The sequence below is a fragment of the Actinomadura opuntiae genome, assembly GCF_030283205.1.
Lineage (GTDB): Bacteria > Actinomycetota > Actinomycetes > Streptosporangiales > Streptosporangiaceae > Spirillospora.
This window is the reverse complement of the sequence record NZ_JASNWF010000024.1, coordinates 18,539-39,609: the sequence shown is the minus strand read 5'-3', so window position 1 is coordinate 39,609 and position 21,071 is coordinate 18,539. Positions and strand designations below refer to the sequence as shown.

Below are 21,071 nucleotides of genomic sequence, written 5' to 3'. Positions count from 1 at the left end.
GCCGGATGCAGCGCAGCATCGTCGCCCAGGGGAGGGGATCCGCGTGACCATCGCCGGAGAACAGCAGCAGCCGCCGGGCGGGGCCGTCACCGCCCCCGCCGGCCACCGCCCCGGATCCGGGCCGCCCCGGTTCCTCGACCAGCCCCTGCTGGGCATCGTCAGCATGGCGGCCTTCACGCTCAACGAGCACGGCCGCATCAACCACTGGAACCACGCCGCCACCGACCTGTTCGGCGCCGGCCCGCTCCAGGCCGCCGGCCGGTCGCCCGCCTCCCTCCTGCGGCTCCCGCAGGAGCACCGCGGCGCCTTCCAGCCGGAGGCGTTCGGGCACGTCTGGTGCGGCGCCTGCATGGTGCCGCGCGCCGACGACGGCGAGCCCGCCGAGGTCGGCTGGTGGGTGTACCCCATCGGCCCCGACGGCGCCGGAGCGGACGGCGCCCAGGGCGCCGGCCGCATCCGCCTGCTCGCCCTCGCCGCCGACCTGCGCCGGCTGCGCGAGGACGGCCCCGGCCTGGCGATGGACGACGTCCTCGTCGCCGCGCCCGACGGCGCCGCGCGGCGCGCCGCCGGAGCCCGGATGCTGCGCGTCGAACCCGTCCTGGGCCCGTCCGGGGGCGGCCCGGGGCACGGCGACGGGCCGCTCGTGCGCCGCCTCGCCGAACTGCTGCCCGCCGCCGGAGCGGCCGCCACCGAGGCCGTCGTCGCCCGCGTGCTCGACCTCGGCCGGCCCGCCGTCTCGCTCAGCATGACCCTGCGGCTGCCGGTCGTCCCGCACATCGGCGACATGCCCCGGGCCCTGCGCATCCGACCCCGCGCCGCCCTCCCCGACGGCGCCGACGGCGACCATGCCGGCCGGGAGACCGGCACGCCCGGCGCCGACGAGAACGAGACGCTGACCTTCCTCAGCGAGGCCGGCCAGCAGATCGGCGGCTCCCTCGACCACCTCCAGGCCGCCCGCACCCTCGCCGAGGTCATCGTCCCGCGCGTCGCCGACTTCGCCGCCGTCGAACTGCTCGAAGGCGTCGCCGCCGACTCCGCCCAGCCCGCCGTCGACCTCGACGAGTCCGCCGTGATGCGGCGCGTCGCCGTCGCCCACAACGACGAACCCGGCCGCTGGGACCGCATCGTCCCGGAGAACGAGTCGCTGCGGGTGGCGTCCGGCACCCCGTTCGTCCAGGCCATGCGGACCGGCCGCCCCGTGCACATCCCGCGGGTGGACGCCGCGCTCACCGCCCGGCTGTCCGCCGCGCTCGGCGGCCGCGACCTGCGCCCCCTGCTCACCGGCCGCGACCTGCTCGTCGTCCCGCTGATCGCGCGCGGCCGGGTGCTCGGCACGTTCAAGCTGCTGCGCAAGCCCGACCGCCCCGGCTTCGGCGACCTCGACCTCGCCATGGTCGACGAGCTGGCCCGCCGCGCCGCGCTGTGCGTCGACAACGGGCGGCTCTACCGGCGCGAGGTCCAGGTCGCCCAGGAACTGCAGCGCAGCATGCTGCCCGCCGACCCGCCCGAGGTGCCCGGCGCCCGCGTCCACTACCGGTACCGGCCCGCCGGGCAGGCCGCGCAGGTCGGCGGCGACTGGTTCGACGCGTTCCCGCTGCCCGGCCGCCGGCTCGGCATCGTCGTCGGCGACGTGATGGGGCACGGCCTCACCTCCGCCGCGATCATGGGCCAGATGCGCACCGCCGTGCGCACCCTCGCCGTCGAGGACATGCGCCCCGACCTGCTGCTGCGCCAGCTCGACGCGCTCGCCCGCCGGCTCGGCGAGGGGTACGTCGCCACCTGCCTGTACGCGGTGTACGACCCCGTCGCCCGGCGCTGCCGCTTCGCCAACGCCGGGCACGTCCCGCCCGTCCTGGTGTCCGAGGCCGGCGCCAGCCGCGTGCTGCCCGTCCCCGCCGGGCTGCCGATCGGCGTCGGCGGCGAGCCGTTCGAGACCATGGAGATCCCGGTCCAGGACGGCTCCCGGCTCGTGCTGTGCACCGACGGCCTGCTCGAACGCCGCGACCGCGACATCGACGAGGGCCTGGAGGAACTGCGCGGCCGCCTCGCCGGCCCCGCCCGTCCCCTCGAGGACACCTGCGACGACCTGCTCGACGCGCTCGCCACCACCGCCCCCGCCGACGACATCGCCATCGTCGCCGTCGGCCTCGACGGCATCCCCAAGGACGACGTCGCCGTCTGGGAACTGGAACCCGAGCCGAGCATGGTCCCCCGCGCCCGCGCCCAGGTCGCCTTCCAGCTCGCCGAATGGCGCCTGGACGCGGTCGGCGACACCGTCCAGCTGCTGGTCAGCGAGCTCGTCACCAACGCCCTGCTGCACGGCGCCGGGTCCATCGTGCTGCGGCTCATCCGGGGCGACGCGCTGCTCTGCGAGGTCTACGACGACGGCCAGGACATGCCGCACCTCCGCCACGCCGACGCCACCGCCGAGTCCGGGCGCGGGCTCCAGCTCGTCAGCCACCTCGCCGCCCGCTGGGGCACCCACCGCACCGACGGCGGGAAGGTGGTGTGGTTCGAGCACCGGCTGCCGCGGTGAACGCCGAGGTCGTCGGCCCGCCTCTCGCGCGTGGGAGGTAACTGTCCCCTCGGCGACAGATAGTTTCCAACGTCCCCTTCCGCTCACCTGGATAGTGTCGAAGCGCATCAACGGCCCATCGGGGGACGATGTGGGCGAGAACCTGACACTGCCGGTCCCGGAGACCCTCTACGCCACCTACGCCGTCGCGCTGGCCGCGCCGATCGCCGACCCCGGCCGGCTCGCGCACGACGAGATCGCCAAGCGGACCGAACCGCCGCTGCGCGAGCTCGTCCTCGGCATGCTCGACAGCCCCATGGTCACCCTCGACCAGCGGCCCGCCGCCGAGTTCCCGCCGCTGCCCGCCGACCTGCTCGCCGCCTACGGCGCCTCGCCCGCCGTCCTGGCCGCCCTCGACGCCGCCTCCCACCTGCTCGCCGTCCGCGCCGCCTACCGCCCCGGCCACCCGCCCGCGCACGAATGGGCCGCCCGCGCCATCGCCGGTGCCGTCGCCGCCGCCCGCACCGCCCCCGTCATCGACGTCTTCACCCCGCAGATCCTCGCCCACGAGCAGCTCACCCGGTCGCTGCCCGATCCGGACGGCGCCGTCCGGCTCACCGACTGGATGCTCCTGCCGCACACCTCCGGGCCGCACGGCTTCTGGTTCACCACCAAGGGCCTCGCCCGGTTCGGGCTTCCCGAACTGCGGACCGAGAACGTCCCGCCCGCCCTCGTCGTCCCCTGGGGCCGCCTCCTCAACGGCCTCGCCCGCCGCGTCCTCGACCTCTGGCACGAACGGCTCCCCGCCGGCGAGCAGCCCCTCGTCGTCGACCTCCCCGAGATGGTCTCCATCGGCCTCCAGGACATCGCCGCAGCCCAGGGCACCGACGAGCCGATGCGCCGCGAGGTCACCGTCCGGCTCCGGCTCGACACCCCCGACGACCCCGTCCTCACCGTCCTGCCCGCCGACGACGGACCCGACCGGCTGGAATCGCTCTGCGCCGCCCTCTTCGGCGCCCAGGACGGCCGCCGTTGACCGCCGTCCCGCTTGCCGTGCCCCGCGTCCAGAGCGCAGGATCGACACCGTGAGATTCGGCCCACGCGACCGTCCCGGCTCCGAGGACCCCGACGCCCCCGCGCCCCCGCCCCATCCGGGTGACGTCCACGTCGCGGGCAGGAGCAGATCCCGCCCCGAAGAGCCCGCCGACTGGGTCCCCGTCCCGCCGCCCGCCCCCGACCCGCCTAACCCTCCGGGCACACCTCCCTCACCCCCGCCGAATCCCGAACCCCCGGCGACCTGGACGCCCCGCCCCCAACCACCCCCGCCCACCCAATGGACGCCGCACCCCCCAACGACTCCGGAGAGCGCCCCGCGCCAAGCGCAGCCGTCATCGGAGGCGTACACATCGTCCCCTGACCAGGGACCGGGCCCGTCACAGTGGACACCCGCCCCCAAGGACGAGCCGCCGCAGTCCACGCCCGCCCCCTGGACCCCCCACGACCAACCACAGCCGTCGGCCTGGTACCCAGAGGCGGCGCCTCCGGCCACCCCGGCAGATCCTTCAGGCACGCGGGAGTGGACGTCCCACGACCAAGGCGCGCCCCCGCAGCCGCCAACGGACCCGGCAGAACCCACAGAACCCGCGCCCCCGTGGCAGCCGCAGCCGTCGACCCCGCACGCGCCGTCCTCTGACGAGGAGCCGAGCCCGTCGTCCCAGTGGACACCGCACTCTCCGGAGCCGCCAGAGGCAACGCCCGCGCCGTGGAGGCACCACGAGCAAGCGCAGTCGTCGGATCCGTCGCGGGATGCGGCGCCTTCGGCCGGTTCGGCGGATCATTCAGGCGCGCGGGAGTGGGCGTCCCACGACCAAGGCGCACCTCCGCAGCCGCCAACGGATCCGGCAGAACCCACAGAGGCCGCGTGGACGCCCCGCGACGAGCCGCAGCCGTCGGCCCCGTACGCGCCGTCCTCCGACGAGGGCCCTTCGCCGCAGTGGACGCCGCACGATCAGGCGGTTCCTCCGCAGTCGGCTGGGTCCTCGGCCGAGGAGCCGGAGGCAGCGGAGGGCGGGGCCGCGCCGTGGACGTCGCGTGATCCGGTGGAGGGCTCGGGGGAGTCCTACTCGCCGTACAGGGCGGCGGAGGTTCCCTCGTCGGAAGGGATGTCCCGGTGGGTGCCGCATGTCCCGGTGCCCCGGTCGGGTGAGGAGTCGCCGCAGTGGGCTCCTCACGGGACGGGCGTGCCGGTGCCCGAGGAGGAGGCCTCCGGCGCGTCGGCGGAGGACGAGCCGGAGCGGTGGGTCGTCCGGAAGCCTGGCGGCCTGGGGACGGGTGCGCCCGAAGGCAGCGAGCCCGAGGAGCCGCGGAGCACCGGACGGCATCAGCGGCCCGGCGGCGAAGCGGACGAGCCGTTCCTGCCGGGAAAGGGGCTGTCCGCCGAACCGCCGCCGTCACTGACGAAGCCGGACACGACACGGCCCGAACCGGCGCAGCCGCGCGGCGGCGGACTGGCCGCGCAGCCGGCTCCCGCCGCGCCGGGCCCCATGGACGATCCCGGACGGCGCCGCGCGCTGGCCGACGGATTCATGATCGAGTTCGTGGGCAGCACGACCTGGCGGGCGATGATCGCGGTCCTGGAGGGGGCGTTCCCCGGGCTGGGCATGGCGGCGACGCTCTCGCGGCGCACCGACGAGCTCCGCGGCATGGTGGACGGCCTCGACCGCACCGCCTCGTCCAAGCTCGGCCTGCCCACCTGGCTCGACGACGCCGGCATGGTCTTCGACCTCAGCACGCACCTCAGCGCCCGGAACGCCGCGCGGACGCGGGTGCGGCCTGGGCGGCCACGGGCGTCCAGGCCGTACGCGGGGGCGTTCGTCATCGACACCCTCGACCCGCTGCGCTACCACCGCGCGGTCGGCGGCCCCCGGGAGCCCCGCGACCTGCCGGAGGACGCGCCGCCGGCGGCATCCGGCGAGGACGACGACAGCGGCGTCGTCATCGTCGCGAACCTGACCTCGGCGGGCGTCCGCGTCCTGGATTCGCTGGCCCTCTGGCGCTATGCGGGACGTGTCGTCACGGGCGCCCTGCACGAGCCGTCGCGCCCGCGGACCCGGGCCCGCGCCCGGCGGGCGCTGCGCGCGCTGCGGCGCGCCGTGGTCATCGACCCCGATCTGGGCGTCGGCCTGTGCCTGCAGGTCGACGCCGGGCACGCGCCCCGCTGCCTGCTGGCGTTCGCCGTCGACCGGACGGACGGCGCCGCGCCCCGCTTCGTCCGGCCCTGATCACGCGTCCGAACGGAGCCAGGACAGGTCGGCCCGCCGGTCGTCCGGCAGCTCGCGGAGGCGCGCCGCGAGCTGCCACGGCTCGGCGGGCGCGTCGTCCGGCAGGATGCCGCAGAGCAATGCGTTCGACGTGCGCACCACGGAGAACGGGCCGAACCGCGCGATTCCGCCGCCGCGCAGGTGCGCCAGCTCGCCGAGCAGCGCGCTCAACGGCCCGGGGCCGTGCGCGTCGACCAGGCTGCGGACCTGCGCCAGCAGGTCCTCGGCCAGCGTGTCGGGACGCCGGCCGGACAGGTAGTAGACCGTTCCGAGGTAGGAGCCGTCCGCCGCCTGCGGTGACCGCTGGTCGCGGACCCGCACCTGCAGTCCGCACTCGGCGGCGCACCTCTCGTAGGCGTCGGCGAGCAGCGCCTCGGCCTCCCCCTCCTCGCTGAGCAGGACGCCGGGGACGATGCCCTCCTCGCGGTCGACGCGCTCGAGCATCTCGCGGTGCAGCTCCCGCACGTCCTGCTCGACCGTGTCGAGCGAGCGGGCCAGCGCGTGCTGGGCCTCCCGGTCGAGGCCGAGCCCGGCCAGCTCCCCGGCGAGGTCGGCGGTCTCCTTCTCCAGCCGGTCGATCCGTCCGGAGAACGCCTCCAGCCGGTCGATGACCTCGGCGGACGCGCCATCTGGGGCGGGCCGCGGGATCGGGACCCCGGACCGCTCGGCCGCGGCTTCGACCTCGGACTTCAGCGCGTCGTGCCGCTCGGCGAGCTCGGCCAGCCGGGCGCGCAGGTCGCGCACGTCCGCCTGCGCCTGCGGAAGCCGCTTGTCGGAGGCCAGGTAGAGCTCGCGTCCGGCGATCGCAAGGCAGAGCAGGACCAGGATCACGGTGGTCATGTGACTCCTCGGGAGGCGGGCTGCCCTTTCGACCCTAACCATCCGGAGCCGCCTTGGCCGAGACCGCGCCAGATCTCGTCCGAAACGCCCCCCATATCCGCCGGCCGCCGAGACCGTCCTCCCTCCACCGGACGCCGGGACCGTCCTCCCCGGACCGTCCAACACCCCTCAGGTCGGCACGCTCGCACCTGGCCGCCCCTCCGGCCTGCCGACGCACCATCTCGGCTCCGCGACGACGATCGGCATATGCCGCGGGTCTCCGGTGACCGGGTTCCGCCGGAGGCGTCGGTCCCTTGCGACGGTCAGCCGAAGAGACCACCCAGGAGGCCGCCGAGGACCTCTGCGGCGACGTCCCCGGCGATGTCTCCCGCAATATCTCCCGCGATGTTGCCGGCGACGTCTCCGGCGAAGCCGCCGGCCGCGTCACCGATGGCGTCGAAGGCCAGGCCTCCGGCGACGCCCGCCGCGAGCGCGCCGCCGACCATCCCGGCCGTGCCGAGTCCCGGGCCGTGGTGGTAGCTGTGGTGACCATGGTGGCCGTGCATCGCCGGCGGATAGGGCGCGGGGCCTGGGGGAGCAGGCGGCGGCCCAGCGGGCGCGTACGGCACCGGCCCGGCAGGCGCGGGCGGTGGCGGACCACCGGGAGCGGGCGGCGGTCCTCCATACGCGGGAGGCGGACCGCCGTGAGCAGGTGATGGCCCTCCATGTGCGAGGGGTGGGCCACCAGGCGCGGGCGGAGGAGTCGAGGGCCCGCCATATTCGGGGACGGCGGGCGGCGGGTAGGAGGCATGGCCCCCAGGCGCTCTGCCCGGCCCCGCAGAGTAGTGCGCGGCGGGCGCGTGGCCCCCTGCGTGCGGCGGAAAGCCACCGGGAGCATGACCAGGTGCACCGGGCGGCGGGAACGCACCGGGCGCAGAGCCGCCACCCGGTTGACCGCCCGGATAGGCGCCCGGAGACTGGCCAGGTGCGCCGGGCGGCGATGAAAAAGCCCCAGGCGCGGAGCCGCCACCCGGTTGACCCCCCGGAAAGCCGCCGGGAAGTCGGCCAGGTCCGCCGGCCGACGGTGGAAAGGCACCGTGAGCAGAGTGATCACTCGGTTGAGCGCCCGGGTAAACGCCGGGAGGCTGTCCGGCCGCGCCGGGCGGCGGCGGAAAGGCGCCGTGAGCAGAGTGGTCACCCGGTTGGGCGGGCGGGAAACCGGGGGCATTGCCCACGGGCGGAGGCGGCGGGAATCCACCGGCCGGCGCGTTGGCGCCACCACCCGGGCCCGCAGGATAGGACGAGCCCGGACCCTCGGGAGATCCGTGGGGCGGGAAGCCGGGAGCGGCGGGAGGTGGGTAGCCGCCGGGCGAATAGCCGGGCGCCGGGCCGGCTGCCGGCGAGGCGAGGCCCTGACCGCCGCCGGCGCCTGACGGGCCGCCGGGCGCGGGCGGGAAGCCCTCTCCCGGTCGACCGGACGGGTAGGCGGGCGCGGGACCGCCCGGGTACGGCGCCCCGCCCGGTGCAGGCGACGGGGGCGGGAACGGGGAACCGGCGGCCGCATGGCCGGGACTCTGCATGGGGGCGGGAGCTTCGCCCGGTGCGGGCGCGGGCGGTGGGAACTGCGCGTTGCCCGGCCTGCCGTACTCGCCGCCCGGCACCGCCCCACCCGGGTTCGGCTGCGCGGGCGAGGGAGGCGGCGGTGGAAAGGCGTCTTGGCCACCGTACGGAGAGCCTCCGGGCGGCGGACTCGAGTGGGCGGCGCGGGGAAGCGCGACGGCCTCCTCGAGCCACTTGCCGATCTTGGCGGTCCAGTCCGTCTCGGCGGCTTCGGCGTGCCCGACCGTGAACACGCCGAAGGCCTCGTCCGACGGGGCGGTGCGGCCCTCGGCGCGCAGCACGAAGGTCACCTCGCGCGGGCTGGCGACGAAGGTCAGACCGACCTGGTCGAGCCGGCCCTGCTGGGCGGCCGGCGGCGCGAGGTGGATCTCCTGGTGGAATGGCAGGTGCCTGATGACGCCGCGTAGCTTCGACTCCTCGAACGTGACGTTCCTGATCTGGAAGCCGAGCCGCGCGATGGCCGCGAGCACCCATTGCTGGGATTCCAGCGGCTCCACCGAGATGGGGTCGACGTCACCGGGGTCGGGCTGCCCGGCCACGTCCACCTCGGTGCACAGCCCGATGGTGAACCCGGGCAGTTCCCGTCCGAGGACGGTGGTGAACGGCAGTTCGTACGGCAGCGGGATGGAGAACGACAGGTCGCGCTGCCGCGCGGGGTCCAGGGTGAAGCGGCGGGTCAGCGCGCCCCGGTACACCTCCGGCCCGGCCGTCTCGCCGTGGCCGTCGCGCATGCGCGGCATCAGCGCCAGCGTGACATGCCGTACCTCAAGGGGACGGTCCCCGCCGCGCAAATGCACCTTGCCCGCCACGACGCCGCCCGGCTTGCAGTTGGGCTCGGCGAGGATCGTGTCGACGGACGGGCCGCCTGCCATCTGCCCGTAGGACACAGGCCGTTCCCTTCTCCCGACGCGCGAGGCGTACCCCCGCGAATGTCAGACGAAATCCACCATGCCATCGGTTCGCCCAAGCCGCCCTCCCCGGCGTACCGACATCCCAAAATCCGCCGACACCCCACGCCACCCAGCGCTCCCCGACCGGCCACCCATCCCGACCACCCACCAATCCCCAGCGCGCCGAGCTCCTCGGCGCGCTAAGTTCCCCGGCCGACCAGCGTCCCCGACCGGCCACCCTTCCCCGGTCGGCCAGTGTTCCCCGCCTGGCGAGCGTGCCCCGACCGGCCGCTCATCCCAGCCGCCCTTCCCAAGGTGCCAGTGGTCCCTGGTCGGCCAGGGTTCCCGATCGGCTGCGCTTCCCTGGTCGGCCGGCGTTCTCCGGCTGGCGAGCGCTCATCCTGGCTGGCCACCCTGCCCCAGCGTGTCAGCATTTCTCGGACAGCGTTCCCGACCGGCCGCCCTCCCCAGGCTGGCCAGCGTTCCGTGACCGGCCAGTGTTCCGTTGTGTGCCGGTGTACCGGGGTTTACCGGCGGTTGCGGTATCCAGCGTTCCTTGGCCCCCCGTCGGTTCGCGGCGTGGCCCTTCTGCGGAGTTCCGCCGCGCGGTCTGCCGTCGCCGTTCGGTGAGACGGCGGGGGGTGGGTGGGGTCATTCCTCCTTTGCGGTGACGGTGACCGGGGCGTAGCCGAGCTTCTCCAGCGGTTCGCGGATCTGCGCGGCGTCGCCTACGGCGATGATGGTGAGCGCCTCGGGGTCGATGTGCTTGCTGTAGGCGCGGGCCACGCCGTCGGGGGTGGAGGCTCGGACGGCCGCCAGGTAGCTGCTGGGGTAGTCGGCGCCCAGCCCGTTGGCGGACGCGTCGGCGAGTTCGGCGGCGACGGCGCGGGCCGTCTCGTACTCGGCGGGTGCCCGGTCGGCCAGCGCCCGGACGGACGAACCGTGCTCCTCGGCGTCGATGCCCCGGGAGATGACGCCGCGCAGCTCGGTGAGGGCGTCCGCGACCGCGTCGCCGGTGACCTCGGTGTGCACGGCGCCCTGGGCGATGAACACCCCGCAGTGCCGCATGCGCAGCAGCCCTGCGCGGACGCCGTAGGTGTAGCCCTTCTCCTCGCGCAGCACCGCGTTGAGCCGCGAGGTGAGGCCGCCGCCCAGCACGTGGGAGGCGACCATCAGGGACGGCCAGTCGTGGTGGGAGCGGTCGGGCACGCCGTGGGCGAGGCTGATGTAGGTCTGCACGGAGCCGGGACGGTCCACCACGACGATCCTGGCGGCGGACTCGGGCAGCACCCGGTCGGCGGTCGGCAGCGGCCCTCCGCCACCGGTCCAGCCCTCCAGCGCCGCGTTGAGGGCCGCGTCGGCGTCCGTGCCGGTCAGGTCTCCGGCGACGACCGCGGTGGCCTCCGCGGGCACCACCGAGCCGTAGAAGGCGCGGACGTCGGAGCCCTGAAGCGCGCCGACCGTGCCGCGGGTGCCGCCGGTCGGCCGGGACGCGCGGGCCTCGGCGGGGAACATCACCGCGCGCAGCTCCCGCATGGCGCGCGTTCCGGGGTCGGCGTCCTCCTGCGCGATCTCCTCCAGCCGCTCGCGGACGAGGCGCCGCACGTCCGCGTCGTCCAGCGCGGGGCCGCGCAGGACGGAGGAGAACAGCTCCAGGGCGGGGCCGAGCCGGGTCACCGGCACGTCCAGCGCGATCCGCAGCGCGGTCAGGTCGGCCGAGGCGTAGAGGCTGCCCCCCAGCCGTTCGAACGCGGCGGTGAGCGCGGTGCCGCCGCCGGGCTCGGTGCCCTCCAGCAGCGTGTGCGCGGTGAGCGTGGCGACGCCGTCCAGGCCCTCGGGCTCGCGGCCGGCGCCGGCGTGCAGCACGAGCCTGACCGCCGCGAGGCGCCGCCCGGGCAGGTCGACGCGCAGGGTGCCGGGCCCGGCGGGGACCCGGCCCGCGACGCCGGCCGGGAACTGCCACGGCGGGACCGGCCCGGGGACCGGGCGGGGCTGCAGGGCCAGGCCCGCGGTACCGGGAGGCAGGTCGGGGCTGGGACCGGTCACGACGGCGTACCTCCGTAGGTCAGGGCGGTGCGGCCGCCCGGGGCGAGCCAGCGGCCCGCCATCTCCTTGATCGCGTCCGCGGTGACGGCCGCGGCGCGCCCGGGGGCGGTGAAGACCCGGGCGGGGTCGTCGAACTGGGTGGCGTTCTGGGAGAGCGCGTTGGCCAGCCCGGTGACCGTCTCGGTCTGCTCCAGGAAGCCCCGCTCCGCCTGCGCCGTGGCGCGGGCGGTCTCATCGGCGTCGGGGCCGTCCGCGGCGAACCTGGCCAGCTCCTCGTCCAGCACGTCGGCGATCTTGTCCGGTTCCGGCCCGATGGCGTCCACGATGGCCAGCGACTGCCCGGAGGCCAGCCGGGTCACCCCGGCCCACACCTCCGTGGCGATCTGGTCGCGGCGGACCATCCGGTCGTAGAGCCGCGAGCCGGAGCCGCCGCCGAGGATCTCCACCGCGAGCTCGGCCGCCTCGATGTCGTCGCCGCCGTCGGCGGGCAGCGTGAACATCGCGAAGTAGGCGGGGGAGGGGACGTCCTCGTCGAGGGTCTCGCCGCGCACGCCGCTGATCGGCCCGAGGTCGCCGGGCCGCGAGGGCGGCTTGCGCGGGCCGGCGGGGATGCCGCCGAAGTAGCGCTCGACCGCGTCGATCGTCTTCTCCGGGTCGACGTCCCCGACGACGGACAGGACCGCGTTGCCGGGCGCGTACCAGGTCCCGAAGAAGTCGGCGCAGTCTTCGAGGGTGGTCGCGTCCAGGTCCTCCATGGAGCCGATGGGGGTGTGGGCGTAGGGGTGCCCTTCGGGGAAGGTGAGCGCGCACAGCCGCTCGAAGGCGGTGCCGTACGGCTGGTTGTCGTAGCGCTGGCGGCGCTCGTTCTTCACCACGTCGCGCTGGTTGTCGAGGTTGGCCTGGGTGAGCGCGGCGGGCAGCGTGCCCATCCGGTCGGCCTCCAGCCACAGGGCCAGTTCCAGATGGCTGACGGGGACCGTCTCGTAGTAGTTGGTGCGCTCGAAGGACGTGCTCGCGTTGAACGCGGCGCCGGCGCTCTCCAGCAGCGCGGCGTGCTCGCCTTCGGCGACGTTGGCCGAGCCCTGGAACATCAGGTGCTCGAAGAGGTGGGCGAGGCCGGTGCGGCCGGCCCGCTCGTGGCGCGAGCCGACGCCGTACCAGATGTTCACGGCTGCCAGCGGTACGACATGGTCCTCGCAGACCACCACGCGCAGGCCATTGCCGAGCGTGTGCTCATGCAGCGGCTGTTCTGCCACGGAGCGCTCCCGTCCGTTCGATGATCGGCTGGCGGTCAGCACCGCGCGCGTCGGGTGGGCGGTGCCCAGGCGGCGGGCTTGATCTCTGACTCACCGTACCGGTTGCGACCGACGCGGCGCCGTCACGGCGAACTGTGGATAACTCCGCGATGGACCGGTCCCAAACCGGGAGGAAATCCGACATCTGACGGGCGGGACGAGGGTCTGCGAGCCGGGGGGGCCGGGAGGGGCGGTCAGGACGCGGCGGCCTCGTGGGCCGCGATCGCGTCCTCCAGTGACCGGTGCAGCACGAAGATCTTCGTGAGCTGGGTGACGTGGAAGACGCGCCGGACCCGGTCGTTCACCCCCATGAACGACATCGAGCCGTCGCGGGCCCGGAGCCGGTGGTAGATGCCGACCAGAACGCCGAGGCCGGTGGAGTCCAGGAACGTGACCTCGCCCAGGTCGATGACCAGGTGCACCCCGCCGTTCTCGATGATGCCGAGCAGTTCCTCGCGCAGTCGGGGGCTGGTGAAGACGTCGATCTCGCCACTGATCTTGACGACGGTGAGGCCCTTCTCGACGCGGTGCTCGACGGCGAAATCCACCGGTGCTCCCTCTCTGCCGCTCATCGTGGGACAGTCCCCTATACCCAGTGTGGCGGGACGTTATCCCTCACGGTGTCGTCCTTTACGGCTCGGTCCCGCATACCAGGGGGTTCTCAGGGTGAGCGGAACAGCGCCCACACGACCTTTCCCTGGGCCAGCGTGCGCCATCCCCATCTGACACTGAACGATTCGACCAGATGCAGTCCGCGGCCGGTCTCGGCTATGTAGTCGGGCTCCTTGCGGCGAGGAGCGGACGGGCTGGAGTCCATGATCCCGCAGAGCAGCCAGGGCTTCCGGTGCACAAGCCGCAGCCGTATGGCTGAGGGGGCCGAACCCAGCGGATCGGCCGGGTCGTCGTACACGCCCTCGCGGTGCACGTCGTCGCCCGGCCGTCCGCAGGCCGCCCTGCCGCTGTGCCGCAGCGCGTTGGTGACGAGTTCGGATACCACCAGGCCGACGTCGTCGGCCAGCTCCGGCAGGCCCCATTCGCCCAGCCGGGACAGCGCGAAGTGCCGGGCCTCGGTGACCGACTCCGGGTCGGGCCGGACGATGAACGACACCGTCGTCCCGGCGAGCTCCGTCAGCGCGGTCACGGCCGCGTCCAGGCGCGGGGGCAGGTCGGACGACTCCGGTATGGGCGTCGAGTGCACGGCATGGTCCCGCGGGACCGCCGGCCCCGTGAGAGGGCCGAGCTCCCACCGCGTGTCGTCGTGCGCATGGCGTGACGTCATTCCCCGGACCCCGCAGAGTGATCTCGTTGTGCAGCCGTGGCTCGGAAGTCTCGTGCGTTATCCTGCGCATCGTAGCGTGCGAATGCAAGGCCCAATGCACGTGCATCCGCATCGGAAGGGTGTGGGGCGGCGTGGATGCACGCGGGTGATCGGAGGTAACCGCAGGACACGGAGGCCAGTGGCACACTAGGTTCGCTGTCCGCCGAATAGCCGGGAGGTTGGGCGTGACTCCAGAGACGCCGGGAAGCGGGTCGACGGTTCGTCGGATCCTGCTCGGGTCCCAATTGCGCCGTCTGCGCGAGCAGAAGGGCGTGACCCGTCAGGACGCCGGCTACGTCATCCGCGCGTCGGAGTCGAAGATCAGCCGCCTGGAGCTCGGGCGCGTCAGCTTCAAAGAACGCGACGTGGACGACCTGCTCACGCTGTACGGCGTCGCCGACAAGGCCGAGCGCGATGCGCTGATACAGCTGGCGAGGGAGGCCAACACCCCCGGTTGGTGGCACCGGTACAACGACGTTCTGCCCGGCTGGTTCCAGACCTATGTGGGCCTGGAGGAGTCGGCGGCGTTGATCCGCACGTACGAGCTGCAGTTCGTCCCGGGACTGCTGCAGTCGGAGGGGTATGCGCGTGCGGTCATACGCCTGGGCAACGCCGGAGCCGCCGAACACGAGATCGACCAGCGCGTGGAACTGCGCCTGCAACGGCAGGAACGGCTCACCGGCCCGGACGCACCCCGTCTGTGGGCGGTCATCGACGAGGGGGCGCTGCGGCGCCCCATCGGCGGGCCGGAGGTGATGCGGGGCCAGTTCGAGCATCTCATCGAGATGTCGAAGCTGCCCAACGTCACCATCCAGATCATGCCGTTCAGGTTCGGCGGCCACGCCGCCGAGGGAGGGGCGTTCACGATCCTGCGCTTTCCCGAGCAGGACCTGCCGGACGTGGTTTACGTCGAGAACCTCACCGGCGCCATGTACCTGGACAAGCGCGACGACGTCGACACCTATCTGCAGGCGATGGAACGCCTGTGCGTCGACAGTGCGACCCCGGAGCGCACCGTCGAGCTTCTTGGTGATTTTCTCAGAGAGACATGATGCTCCAGACCGACTACGACAACGGGATGCCCGCCACCAAGCTCCAGGGGGCGCGGTGGCTGAAGTCCCGGCGAAGCAACTCCCAGGGGAACTGTGTAGAGATCGCCGAGCTGCCCGGTGGGCAGGTCGCGATGCGCAACTCCCGCCACCCCGAGGGTCCGGCCCTCATCTACACCCGCCCGGAGATCGAGGCGCTCATCCTCGGTGCCAAGGACGGCGACTTCGACCACCTCATCGCCTCCCGTAACTGACACTCCTGGAAAACCGCCAAACCCACGCCGCCGGCTCACAGGGACCGCGCGGCACGTCGAACCGCGGCGGGTCGGCTACCGGTCCACCGAACGTCGACCCGTCCGCCAATGCGAAACACGACCGGTACAGAGGCCACCCAGGCGCGAGGGTGGCCTTCGTTCTGCCGGACGATTTTCCGCAGGACTCCCGCAGGACGTCCGGAGGATTCCCGCAGGACGTCAGCCGCAGTTCCCGTAGGGCGCGGTTGCGCCGTTGCCTCCGAACCGGACGCACACGCCGGGCGCCTTCACGTACACCGGGCCCGCGTACCACGCGTAGGAGCCGCTGTCGCCCTTACGGGCGCCGCCCTGTGCCTGGAGCCACACCGAGACCGAGGAGCTCTTACCGACGTTCCTGGTCTTCATGGTGACGGCACAGTTCTGCTTGGTGCTGCTGCTGTAGAGGAGGTAGGCGGTACCACCGGAGCCCGCAATCGACCGCTGCACGTTGTAGCCGCTGCCGCACGCCTGCTGCGGCGTGTACTTGTTGGGCGGCTCGTTGACGGTCGTCGTCCCGCCACCGCCGCCGGTGCCCTTGGTGGGCGCCGGAACACCCGGCTGCTGCTGCTTGCCGCCCTGCTTCTTGTTCGGATGGGCAGGATCCTGCCCCGGCTGCTTGCCCTTGGTGGGCGGCTGCTTGCTCTTGGTAGGACTGTTCGCCGAACCCGCGGCACCGCCCGCGCCGGGCGATCCCTCCTGCCCGGCCTGCCCGTTGTCGGACGCCGCCGCCGGCTGGTCATGGTGCCCGCCACCCGACCTCGTGGCGGCCCATACCGCGCCGCCGCCCACAACGACGGCCGCCACTGCAGCGGCAGCGGCGATCGGTATGAGACGTCCACGCTTACCGCCGCCCGGTGCCTGCCCATAGGGCGGCGCAGGAGGGCCTTGTAGGAGGGGCGGAGGCGCGTAGCGAGGATCGGTCGGCTGCGGCGTCATCTCGCTGTACGGCGGCGGCTGAGGCGCCGTCGTGCTGCGCCGGCCGGACGGGTCGGTGACGTGGTCGGGCGGCAGGACCGCTCCGGCCATCGCCGAGGGAGAGGCGTTCGGGTCCGTCGACCCCGCGAACGGCGACGCCGCGTGCTCCACGGGAACCCCGGGGAAGGCCGGCAGGGGCGGGACGGGCACGGCGGCGCCGGAGGTGCCGCTGGCCGCCCCGACGAGCCGCTCCTGCGCCTCCCGCGCGGTGGGACGCTGCGACGGCTCCTTGGCCAGGCACGCAAGGACCAGGTCGCGCATCGGCCCCGACAGATCGCCCAAGTCCGGCTCACCGGTGATGATCCGGTGCATGACGGTCGCCATCTCGTCGTTGCCGAAGGCGGGCCGTCCCGTGGCGGCGAAAACCATGGTCGTGCCCCAGGCGAACATGTCGGACGCTGGTCCGACCTGGCCGCCGGTGAAGTGCTCGGGCGCCATGTAGGCGGGCGTACCGACGTTCTGGGTCTCACCGGCGGCGCCCAGTGCGCGGGCCACGCCGAAGTCGATGACACGGGGACCGTCAGGCCCCATCATCACGTTGTGCGGCTTGAAATCGCGGTGCACGATGCCGGCCTGATGGATCGCGGTGAGCGCCGTCAGCGTGCTGATGGCCAGGCGCTCTAGCGCGCCGCCGGTACGGGGCCCCTCGTGCCGCACCACGCTGTGCAGGGACAGGCCGGGGACGTACTCGCTGACGATGTACGGCTGGTCGCCCGCGACGTCTGCGTCCAGCACCTGCGCGGTGCAGAACCTGGCCACCCGCTTGGCGACCTCCAACTCGCGGACGAACCGCGCCCGCGCGGACTCGTCCCCGGTGAGCCCGCCGTGCAGCAGCTTGATCGCGACGTGGTCGGAGGCGCGGGCCGTGCCGTCGGAACCGGCCGGCCGACCGAGGAAGACCGCGCCCTGCCCGCCCTCGCCCAGGCGGCCCAGGATCTGGTATCCACCCAGCTCGGTCGGGTCGCCCGACCGCAGCGGATGGGCGTCGGGCATCGTCCTGTCCGTCACACCACTCGCTCCCCGTCGCTTCCGTCTCGTTTCGCAAGACTATGGCCACAAGATGGTATGCGGTTCGCGGAACGGTTGATCTAGCACGTCACCGCGGTACGCCGAAGCCCTCGCGCGGGTGCGCGAGGGCTTCGGTCGCGGCGGCCGGATGTGGCCGGTGCGCGCTGGAGTCAGGCCGGGTCCGGCGTCCGCCGCTCGGGCGGCGGCTGCTCGTCCCGGCCGGGGGAGCGGCCCGGTGGGCCCTCCGGGGCGTGGTGTCGTTCCAGGCGCGCGGCGACCGCCAGCGCGCGCAGGGACGTCGACTTGACGTGTTTGTGGCCGCTGCCGGCGCGTGGCCGCAGGATGCTGCTGGGCATGGGGTGCCTCCAGGGATCGTCGTGGACGGTGCCGTACGTGGTACCCCGGCGACCGGGGTTCGCACGTTAGTTGCAACCGCAAGATCCTTCCGGCTATTCCGAGTGATCGTTCCGTTTAGCGACGGATGTCGGACTGGCACCACTCAGAGCTACCTAGGTTGCTTCGCTAACTAGCTTGCTCTACCGTCTAGATCGTCATGCTGGACGAATCGAAGGTGGTCCGGTGCGGATCTCGCCCGACTTCTCGCCGCTGGGGCTGGTCCTGGCGGTGCCGCTGATCGGTTACGTGCTGGCCGAAGGCCTGTGGGGAAAGCGCTCCTACGACCGCATGCGGCAGCGGCGCGACCAGGACCCGTACGCACTGATCGGCATGTTCCGCCGGTGGATCTCGGGTTCGTGGTGGGCCGCCGCTCTGGCGGTGCTGACGCTGCTGGTCTCGCCCGGCGTTCACCTCTCGGACATCGGGGTCCGCGCACCGGAAGAGCCGTCCGTCGCCATAGGCGCAGTGGGCGCGATGGTCGTGGCCCTGCCGCTGCTTGCGTGGCTCTTCTACCGGAGCGCGCGTGCCGGCAGAAGCCCGGCGAAGAACAGCCAGATCAAAGAGATGCTCCCTAGGACGTCCACCGAACGCCGGTACGCGCTCGCCATGGCCGTTACCGCGGGTGTCACGGAGGAACTCGTATACCGGGGCTTCCTCATCGCCCTGGGCGTGGACGTCCTCGGGCTGAGCGTGACGATGGCGGGCGCGCTGGCATTGGCGCTCTTCACCATCGGGCACGTGTACCAGGGATGGGCCGGCATGGTCCTCGTCGCCGCGGTCGGCTATTCGCTGACCTACCTCTACCTATCGAGCGGCAGTCTTCTCTTGCCCGTGTGCCTGCACATCTTCATCGACGTGCTCAGCATGGTGGTCGTCCCCTGGGCCACCGCGAGGACGCGTAATACCGATGTCGTCCCTGTCTGAAGCTGGTTTGTGCCCCTGTCCCTATGGCTGTGAGGATGGCCGCCATGGTCGCCGACCGACGCGCTAGCTGGCTCAAGGGCGTCCTCGATCTGCTGGTGCTCGCCAGCCTGACGGGCGGCGAGAGCTACGGATACGAGATCGCCAAGACGCTCGACAAGGCGGGCCTTGGCCAGATCAAGGGAGGCACCCTCTATCCGGTGCTCAACCGCCTGGAAGAGGCCGGCCTCGTAGCCGCCGAGTACCGGGTCGCCGAACGGGGCCCTGGTCGCCGCTACTACAGCCTCACGGACGAGGGGCGTTCGATGCTCGCCGAACAGGGGGCGCTCTGGCTGGCGTTCGACGGGTCCGTACGGGACTTGCTCGCCCAAGGAGGGATCCGATGACCACTCCCTACTTCGAAGACCTTGCGGAGCGGTTGCGCGGCAGCGGCGTCCCCGCGGACGAGGTGTCGGGAACGGTCGACGACCTTGCCGCCTACATAGCCGAGTCGGGGACCGCCCCAGAAGAGGAATTCGGTCCCGTAGAGGAGTTCGCCGAGCGGTTGGTCCCCTCGGAGGACGGCGGCTCGCAACCGGACGCGTCCGCGCAGACGTGGCGCTGGACCGCCGACGCCTTCCAGGACCGGAAGATGCTCAACCGGTTCGGCGACGAGGGCTGGGAGGTCGAACGGGTCGACTCCGTCGGCGGTTTCGTCTGCCGCCGTGACGGCGAGCGTCCGCAGCGCTGGGAGTACCGGCGCGAGACCGTCCTGCCGGGCCGCCGCAAGGCCGTCGAGGAGCGCATGGCACTGGACGGCTGGGAACCGTGCGGCACCTGGATGCAGTTCGAGTACTTCAAGCGCGCCAAGGCGGCGAGCCTGGGACCGGACGCGGAGTTGCAGGCGGCACCCGAGATGCCGACCAAGCGGTTCTTCTGGAGCAAGCGCTTCTACACGTTCGTGGCCTGCTACGCGCTGTTCGTCATCGCGGTCTGCGTCGGCTGGCTGGCCTTCGCGCCGGCGGACTCGCGCACCGGTTTCCTGGTGGGTTTCCTTCTGGGCGCGGTCATCGCGGCGGTTCTGATGACCCTGCGCCTGTGGCGCGAGCACAGGAGCTCCGGTTCTTGACAGCTCTCCCACACGTGTGATGCCAACCCGGTAAGGATTCCTCTACAGTCGTTCGCCGAGCCACCCATGCCCCCGGGGAGAAGGCGATGCGTGCGATCGGAGTCGTTGCGGCCGGTGTGTTCTTAGCGACCTCTGTTCCGGCCGTACCGGCGTCAGCGGTCACCGTACCGGCGTCATCGCATCGCATCACGGCACCTACGCCGAAGCCCTCCGCATCAGGGAAGCCCTCGGCGAAGCCCACGCAGAGGCCGTCTGCCAAGCCTTCAGCTAAGCCGTCCCCCAAGCCGTCCAGTTCCGCGCCGCGGCCGGCCCCGCCTGCGCCGGTCACGTGCGACCTGCCACGCGGTTACCGCGGGACGATTGCGGAACCGTGGGCGCAGAAGCGGCTCGCCTTCCAGCGCGTGTGGGGCCTCACCCAAGGACAGGGCGTAAAGGTGGCCGTCATAGACAGCGGGGTGGACGTCGGCCATCCGATGCTGGACGGTCGTGTCGCCGACTACACCGACCTCACGGGAACGGGCAGACGGGACTGTGCCGGGCACGGGACAGGCGTCGCCGCGCTGATCGCCGGTCGCGACATGAATCCTGCGGGGATCCCGCTCACCGGCGTCGCGCCCGCAGCCCGGCTCGTCGTCGTCAAGCAGCAGAACGCCGACCGCGACGAGCACGGCGGCGAGCGGCTCCCCGGCGCGATCCGTAAGGCGGCCGACGTCGGCGCACGAGTCATCAACGTCTCTATAGCGGCCGCCCCGTCCGACGCGCTGCAACAGGCCGTCCGCTACGCGCAGGCCTATGATGCGGTCATCGTCGCTGCCGCGGGCAACGCGACCAAGGACGACGGGGACGACGGCCCCGCGTACCCGGCGAGCTATCCGGGTGTCATCTCCGTGGCGTCACTGGGTGAGGACGGCCACCGCATCGAGTCGTCCGGCCTGCAGTCCCGAGTGGACGTCGGTGCGCCCGGCAAGGACCTGACGATCCCGTGGCCGGGCGGCGGCTACAACCCGCAGGCAGAGGGGACCAGTTTCGCCGCCGCCTATGTGTCGGGAGTCGCCGCACTGGTACGGGCCGGCCATCCAAGGTTGCGTCAGGACCAGGTTGTTCGGCGCATCCTGACGACCGCGGACGGGAACGTCGGTGATGGCACAGGGCGCGGCATGGTGAACCCGATGCAGGCCGTCACCGCGATAGTGCCGGACGAGGACACCAATGGAGCGGCTGCCGCACAGCCGTCGCTGCACCCGGCGAAGCTGGCCGCGCCATCGCATCCCGACGACCGCACCATGGACGTGGCCATCGGCGTTGCAGCAGGCGCAGTGGGGCTCGCTGCCATGGCGGCCTTGTCCGGAATCGTCGTCCCTATGGGAAGGCGTCGTGGCTGGCGTCCCGGCAAGGTCGTCCTAGGGGGAGAGGAAGAGGCTGAGGAGCCGATCGTCACCGGCACCGAGGGCGGCACCATCGGCGCTCACCATTGAGCGGTGCCACTCAGCCCTTGCAC

The 21,071-nt window shown here is 72.9% G+C and carries 18 protein-coding genes and 1 pseudogene; 10 read left to right on the top strand and 9 right to left on the bottom strand.

What is annotated here, in order from left to right; genetic code table 11:
- Nucleotides 1-43: 43 nt before the first annotated feature.
- The 3 genes from QP089_RS39485 to QP089_RS39475 all read left to right on the top strand — a co-directional run bounded on the left by QP089_RS39485 (nucleotide 44) and on the right by QP089_RS39475 (nucleotide 5,796).
- Nucleotides 44-2,536, top strand: coding sequence for a SpoIIE family protein phosphatase (locus tag QP089_RS39485; RefSeq protein ID WP_285919120.1), 2,493 nt, complete (start codon nucleotides 44-46; stop codon nucleotides 2,534-2,536).
- 130 nt (nucleotides 2,537-2,666) lie between these two features.
- On the top strand, nucleotides 2,667-3,551 hold the full coding sequence (locus tag QP089_RS39480; RefSeq protein WP_285919119.1) for a hypothetical protein: 885 nt from the start codon (nucleotides 2,667-2,669) through the stop codon (nucleotides 3,549-3,551).
- A 1,138-nt stretch (nucleotides 3,552-4,689) separates the two neighbouring features.
- Nucleotides 4,690-5,796 (top strand): hypothetical protein, encoded by a 1,107-nt coding sequence (locus QP089_RS39475; RefSeq protein WP_285919117.1) that lies wholly within the window; start codon nucleotides 4,690-4,692, stop codon nucleotides 5,794-5,796.
- Here the strand turns inward: QP089_RS39475 and QP089_RS39470 are convergent, their stop codons facing one another.
- Both QP089_RS39470 and QP089_RS39465 read right to left on the bottom strand, forming a co-directional pair.
- Nucleotides 5,797-6,675 carry a hypothetical protein gene (locus tag QP089_RS39470; RefSeq protein ID WP_285919115.1) on the bottom strand — a complete coding sequence of 293 codons (879 nt, stop codon included), beginning with the start codon at nucleotides 6,673-6,675 and terminating at the stop codon, nucleotides 5,797-5,799.
- A 302-nt stretch (nucleotides 6,676-6,977) separates the two neighbouring features.
- On the bottom strand, nucleotides 6,978-7,220 hold the full coding sequence (locus QP089_RS39465) for a hypothetical protein (RefSeq protein WP_285919113.1): 243 nt from the start codon (nucleotides 7,218-7,220) through the stop codon (nucleotides 6,978-6,980).
- A 1,188-nt stretch (nucleotides 7,221-8,408) separates the two neighbouring features.
- Between QP089_RS39465 and QP089_RS39460 the strand changes: the two genes are divergently transcribed.
- Nucleotides 8,409-8,681: a hypothetical protein gene (locus QP089_RS39460; RefSeq protein WP_285919111.1), complete on the top strand. Its 273-nt coding sequence runs from the start codon at nucleotides 8,409-8,411 to the stop codon at nucleotides 8,679-8,681.
- Here QP089_RS39460 and QP089_RS48945 read toward each other — a convergent pair.
- The 5 genes and pseudogenes from QP089_RS48945 to QP089_RS39440 all read right to left on the bottom strand — a co-directional run.
- Nucleotides 8,601-9,146 (bottom strand): annotated as a pseudogene (locus QP089_RS48945) (sporulation protein); the annotation flags it as partial. The gene QP089_RS39460 and the pseudogene QP089_RS48945 sit on opposite strands and share 81 nt — an antisense overlap.
- 669 nt (nucleotides 9,147-9,815) lie before the next feature.
- On the bottom strand, nucleotides 9,816-11,210 hold the full coding sequence (locus QP089_RS39455; protein WP_285919110.1) for a M16 family metallopeptidase: 1,395 nt from the start codon (nucleotides 11,208-11,210) through the stop codon (nucleotides 9,816-9,818).
- On the bottom strand, nucleotides 11,207-12,466 hold the full coding sequence (locus QP089_RS39450) for a M16 family metallopeptidase (RefSeq protein WP_285919108.1): 1,260 nt from the start codon (nucleotides 12,464-12,466) through the stop codon (nucleotides 11,207-11,209). Before QP089_RS39450 ends, QP089_RS39455 begins: the two co-directional genes overlap by 4 nt.
- A 233-nt stretch (nucleotides 12,467-12,699) precedes the next feature.
- Complete coding sequence (locus tag QP089_RS39445) at nucleotides 12,700-13,053, bottom strand: STAS domain-containing protein (protein WP_285919106.1); 354 nt, start codon at nucleotides 13,051-13,053, stop codon at nucleotides 12,700-12,702.
- Between the two features lie 113 nt (nucleotides 13,054-13,166).
- Nucleotides 13,167-13,703, bottom strand: a complete 537-nt coding sequence (locus QP089_RS39440; protein WP_285919104.1) for an ATP-binding protein — start codon at nucleotides 13,701-13,703, stop codon at nucleotides 13,167-13,169.
- 305 nt (nucleotides 13,704-14,008) lie between these two features.
- On the opposite strand from QP089_RS39440, the gene QP089_RS39435 reads away from it, so the two are divergent.
- Both QP089_RS39435 and QP089_RS39430 read left to right on the top strand, forming a co-directional pair.
- Nucleotides 14,009-14,875, top strand: coding sequence for a Sco1979 family transcriptional regulator (locus tag QP089_RS39435; protein ID WP_285919102.1), 867 nt, complete (start codon nucleotides 14,009-14,011; stop codon nucleotides 14,873-14,875).
- Nucleotides 14,872-15,126: a DUF397 domain-containing protein gene (locus QP089_RS39430; RefSeq protein ID WP_375040175.1), complete on the top strand. Its 255-nt coding sequence runs from the start codon at nucleotides 14,872-14,874 to the stop codon at nucleotides 15,124-15,126. The genes QP089_RS39435 and QP089_RS39430 overlap by 4 nt, the downstream gene beginning before the upstream one ends.
- Nucleotides 15,127-15,345: 219 nt before the next feature.
- On the opposite strand, the gene QP089_RS39425 is transcribed toward QP089_RS39430, so the two are convergent.
- Complete coding sequence (locus tag QP089_RS39425) at nucleotides 15,346-17,148, bottom strand: serine/threonine protein kinase (RefSeq protein WP_285919101.1); 1,803 nt, start codon at nucleotides 17,146-17,148, stop codon at nucleotides 15,346-15,348.
- A gap of 170 nt (nucleotides 17,149-17,318) precedes the next feature.
- Complete coding sequence (locus QP089_RS39420) at nucleotides 17,319-17,504, bottom strand: hypothetical protein (protein ID WP_285919100.1); 186 nt, start codon at nucleotides 17,502-17,504, stop codon at nucleotides 17,319-17,321.
- Between the two features lie 223 nt (nucleotides 17,505-17,727).
- Here QP089_RS39420 and QP089_RS39415 point away from each other — a divergent pair, with 223 nt between their 5' ends.
- The 4 genes from QP089_RS39415 (at nucleotide 17,728) to QP089_RS39400 (ending at nucleotide 21,048) form a co-directional block, all read left to right on the top strand.
- Nucleotides 17,728-18,468, top strand: a complete 741-nt coding sequence (locus tag QP089_RS39415; RefSeq protein WP_285919098.1) for a CPBP family intramembrane glutamic endopeptidase — start codon at nucleotides 17,728-17,730, stop codon at nucleotides 18,466-18,468.
- A gap of 44 nt (nucleotides 18,469-18,512) precedes the next feature.
- Entirely contained in the window at nucleotides 18,513-18,851 is a 339-nt protein-coding gene (locus QP089_RS39410) for a PadR family transcriptional regulator (protein ID WP_285919288.1), read from the top strand.
- Complete coding sequence (locus QP089_RS39405; protein ID WP_285919096.1) at nucleotides 18,848-19,573, top strand: hypothetical protein; 726 nt, start codon at nucleotides 18,848-18,850, stop codon at nucleotides 19,571-19,573. The genes QP089_RS39410 and QP089_RS39405 overlap by 4 nt, the downstream gene beginning before the upstream one ends.
- An 86-nt stretch (nucleotides 19,574-19,659) precedes the next feature.
- A complete protein-coding gene (locus QP089_RS39400; RefSeq protein ID WP_285919095.1) occupies nucleotides 19,660-21,048 on the top strand; it encodes a S8 family serine peptidase in 1,389 nt (462 codons plus the stop codon).
- Nucleotides 21,049-21,071 lie beyond the last annotated feature (23 nt).

Excerpts from the sequence above, each read along its gene's own strand:
- QP089_RS39420 (WP_285919100.1), bottom strand. The coding sequence starts at position 17,504 with ATGCCCAGCAGCATCCTGCGGCCACGCGCCGGCAGCGGCCACAAACAC.
- QP089_RS39405 (WP_285919096.1), top strand. The coding sequence starts at position 18,848 with ATGACCACTCCCTACTTCGAAGACCTTGCGGAGCGGTTGCGCGGCAGC.
- QP089_RS39465 (WP_285919113.1), bottom strand. The coding sequence starts at position 7,220 with ATGCACGGCCACCATGGTCACCACAGCTACCACCACGGCCCGGGACTC.
- QP089_RS39430 (WP_375040175.1), top strand. The coding sequence starts at position 14,872 with ATGATGCTCCAGACCGACTACGACAACGGGATGCCCGCCACCAAGCTC.
- QP089_RS39410 (WP_285919288.1), top strand. The coding sequence starts at position 18,513 with ATGGTCGCCGACCGACGCGCTAGCTGGCTCAAGGGCGTCCTCGATCTG.
- QP089_RS39470 (WP_285919115.1), bottom strand. The coding sequence starts at position 6,675 with ATGACCACCGTGATCCTGGTCCTGCTCTGCCTTGCGATCGCCGGACGC.
- QP089_RS39400 (WP_285919095.1), top strand. The coding sequence starts at position 19,660 with ATGCGTGCGATCGGAGTCGTTGCGGCCGGTGTGTTCTTAGCGACCTCT.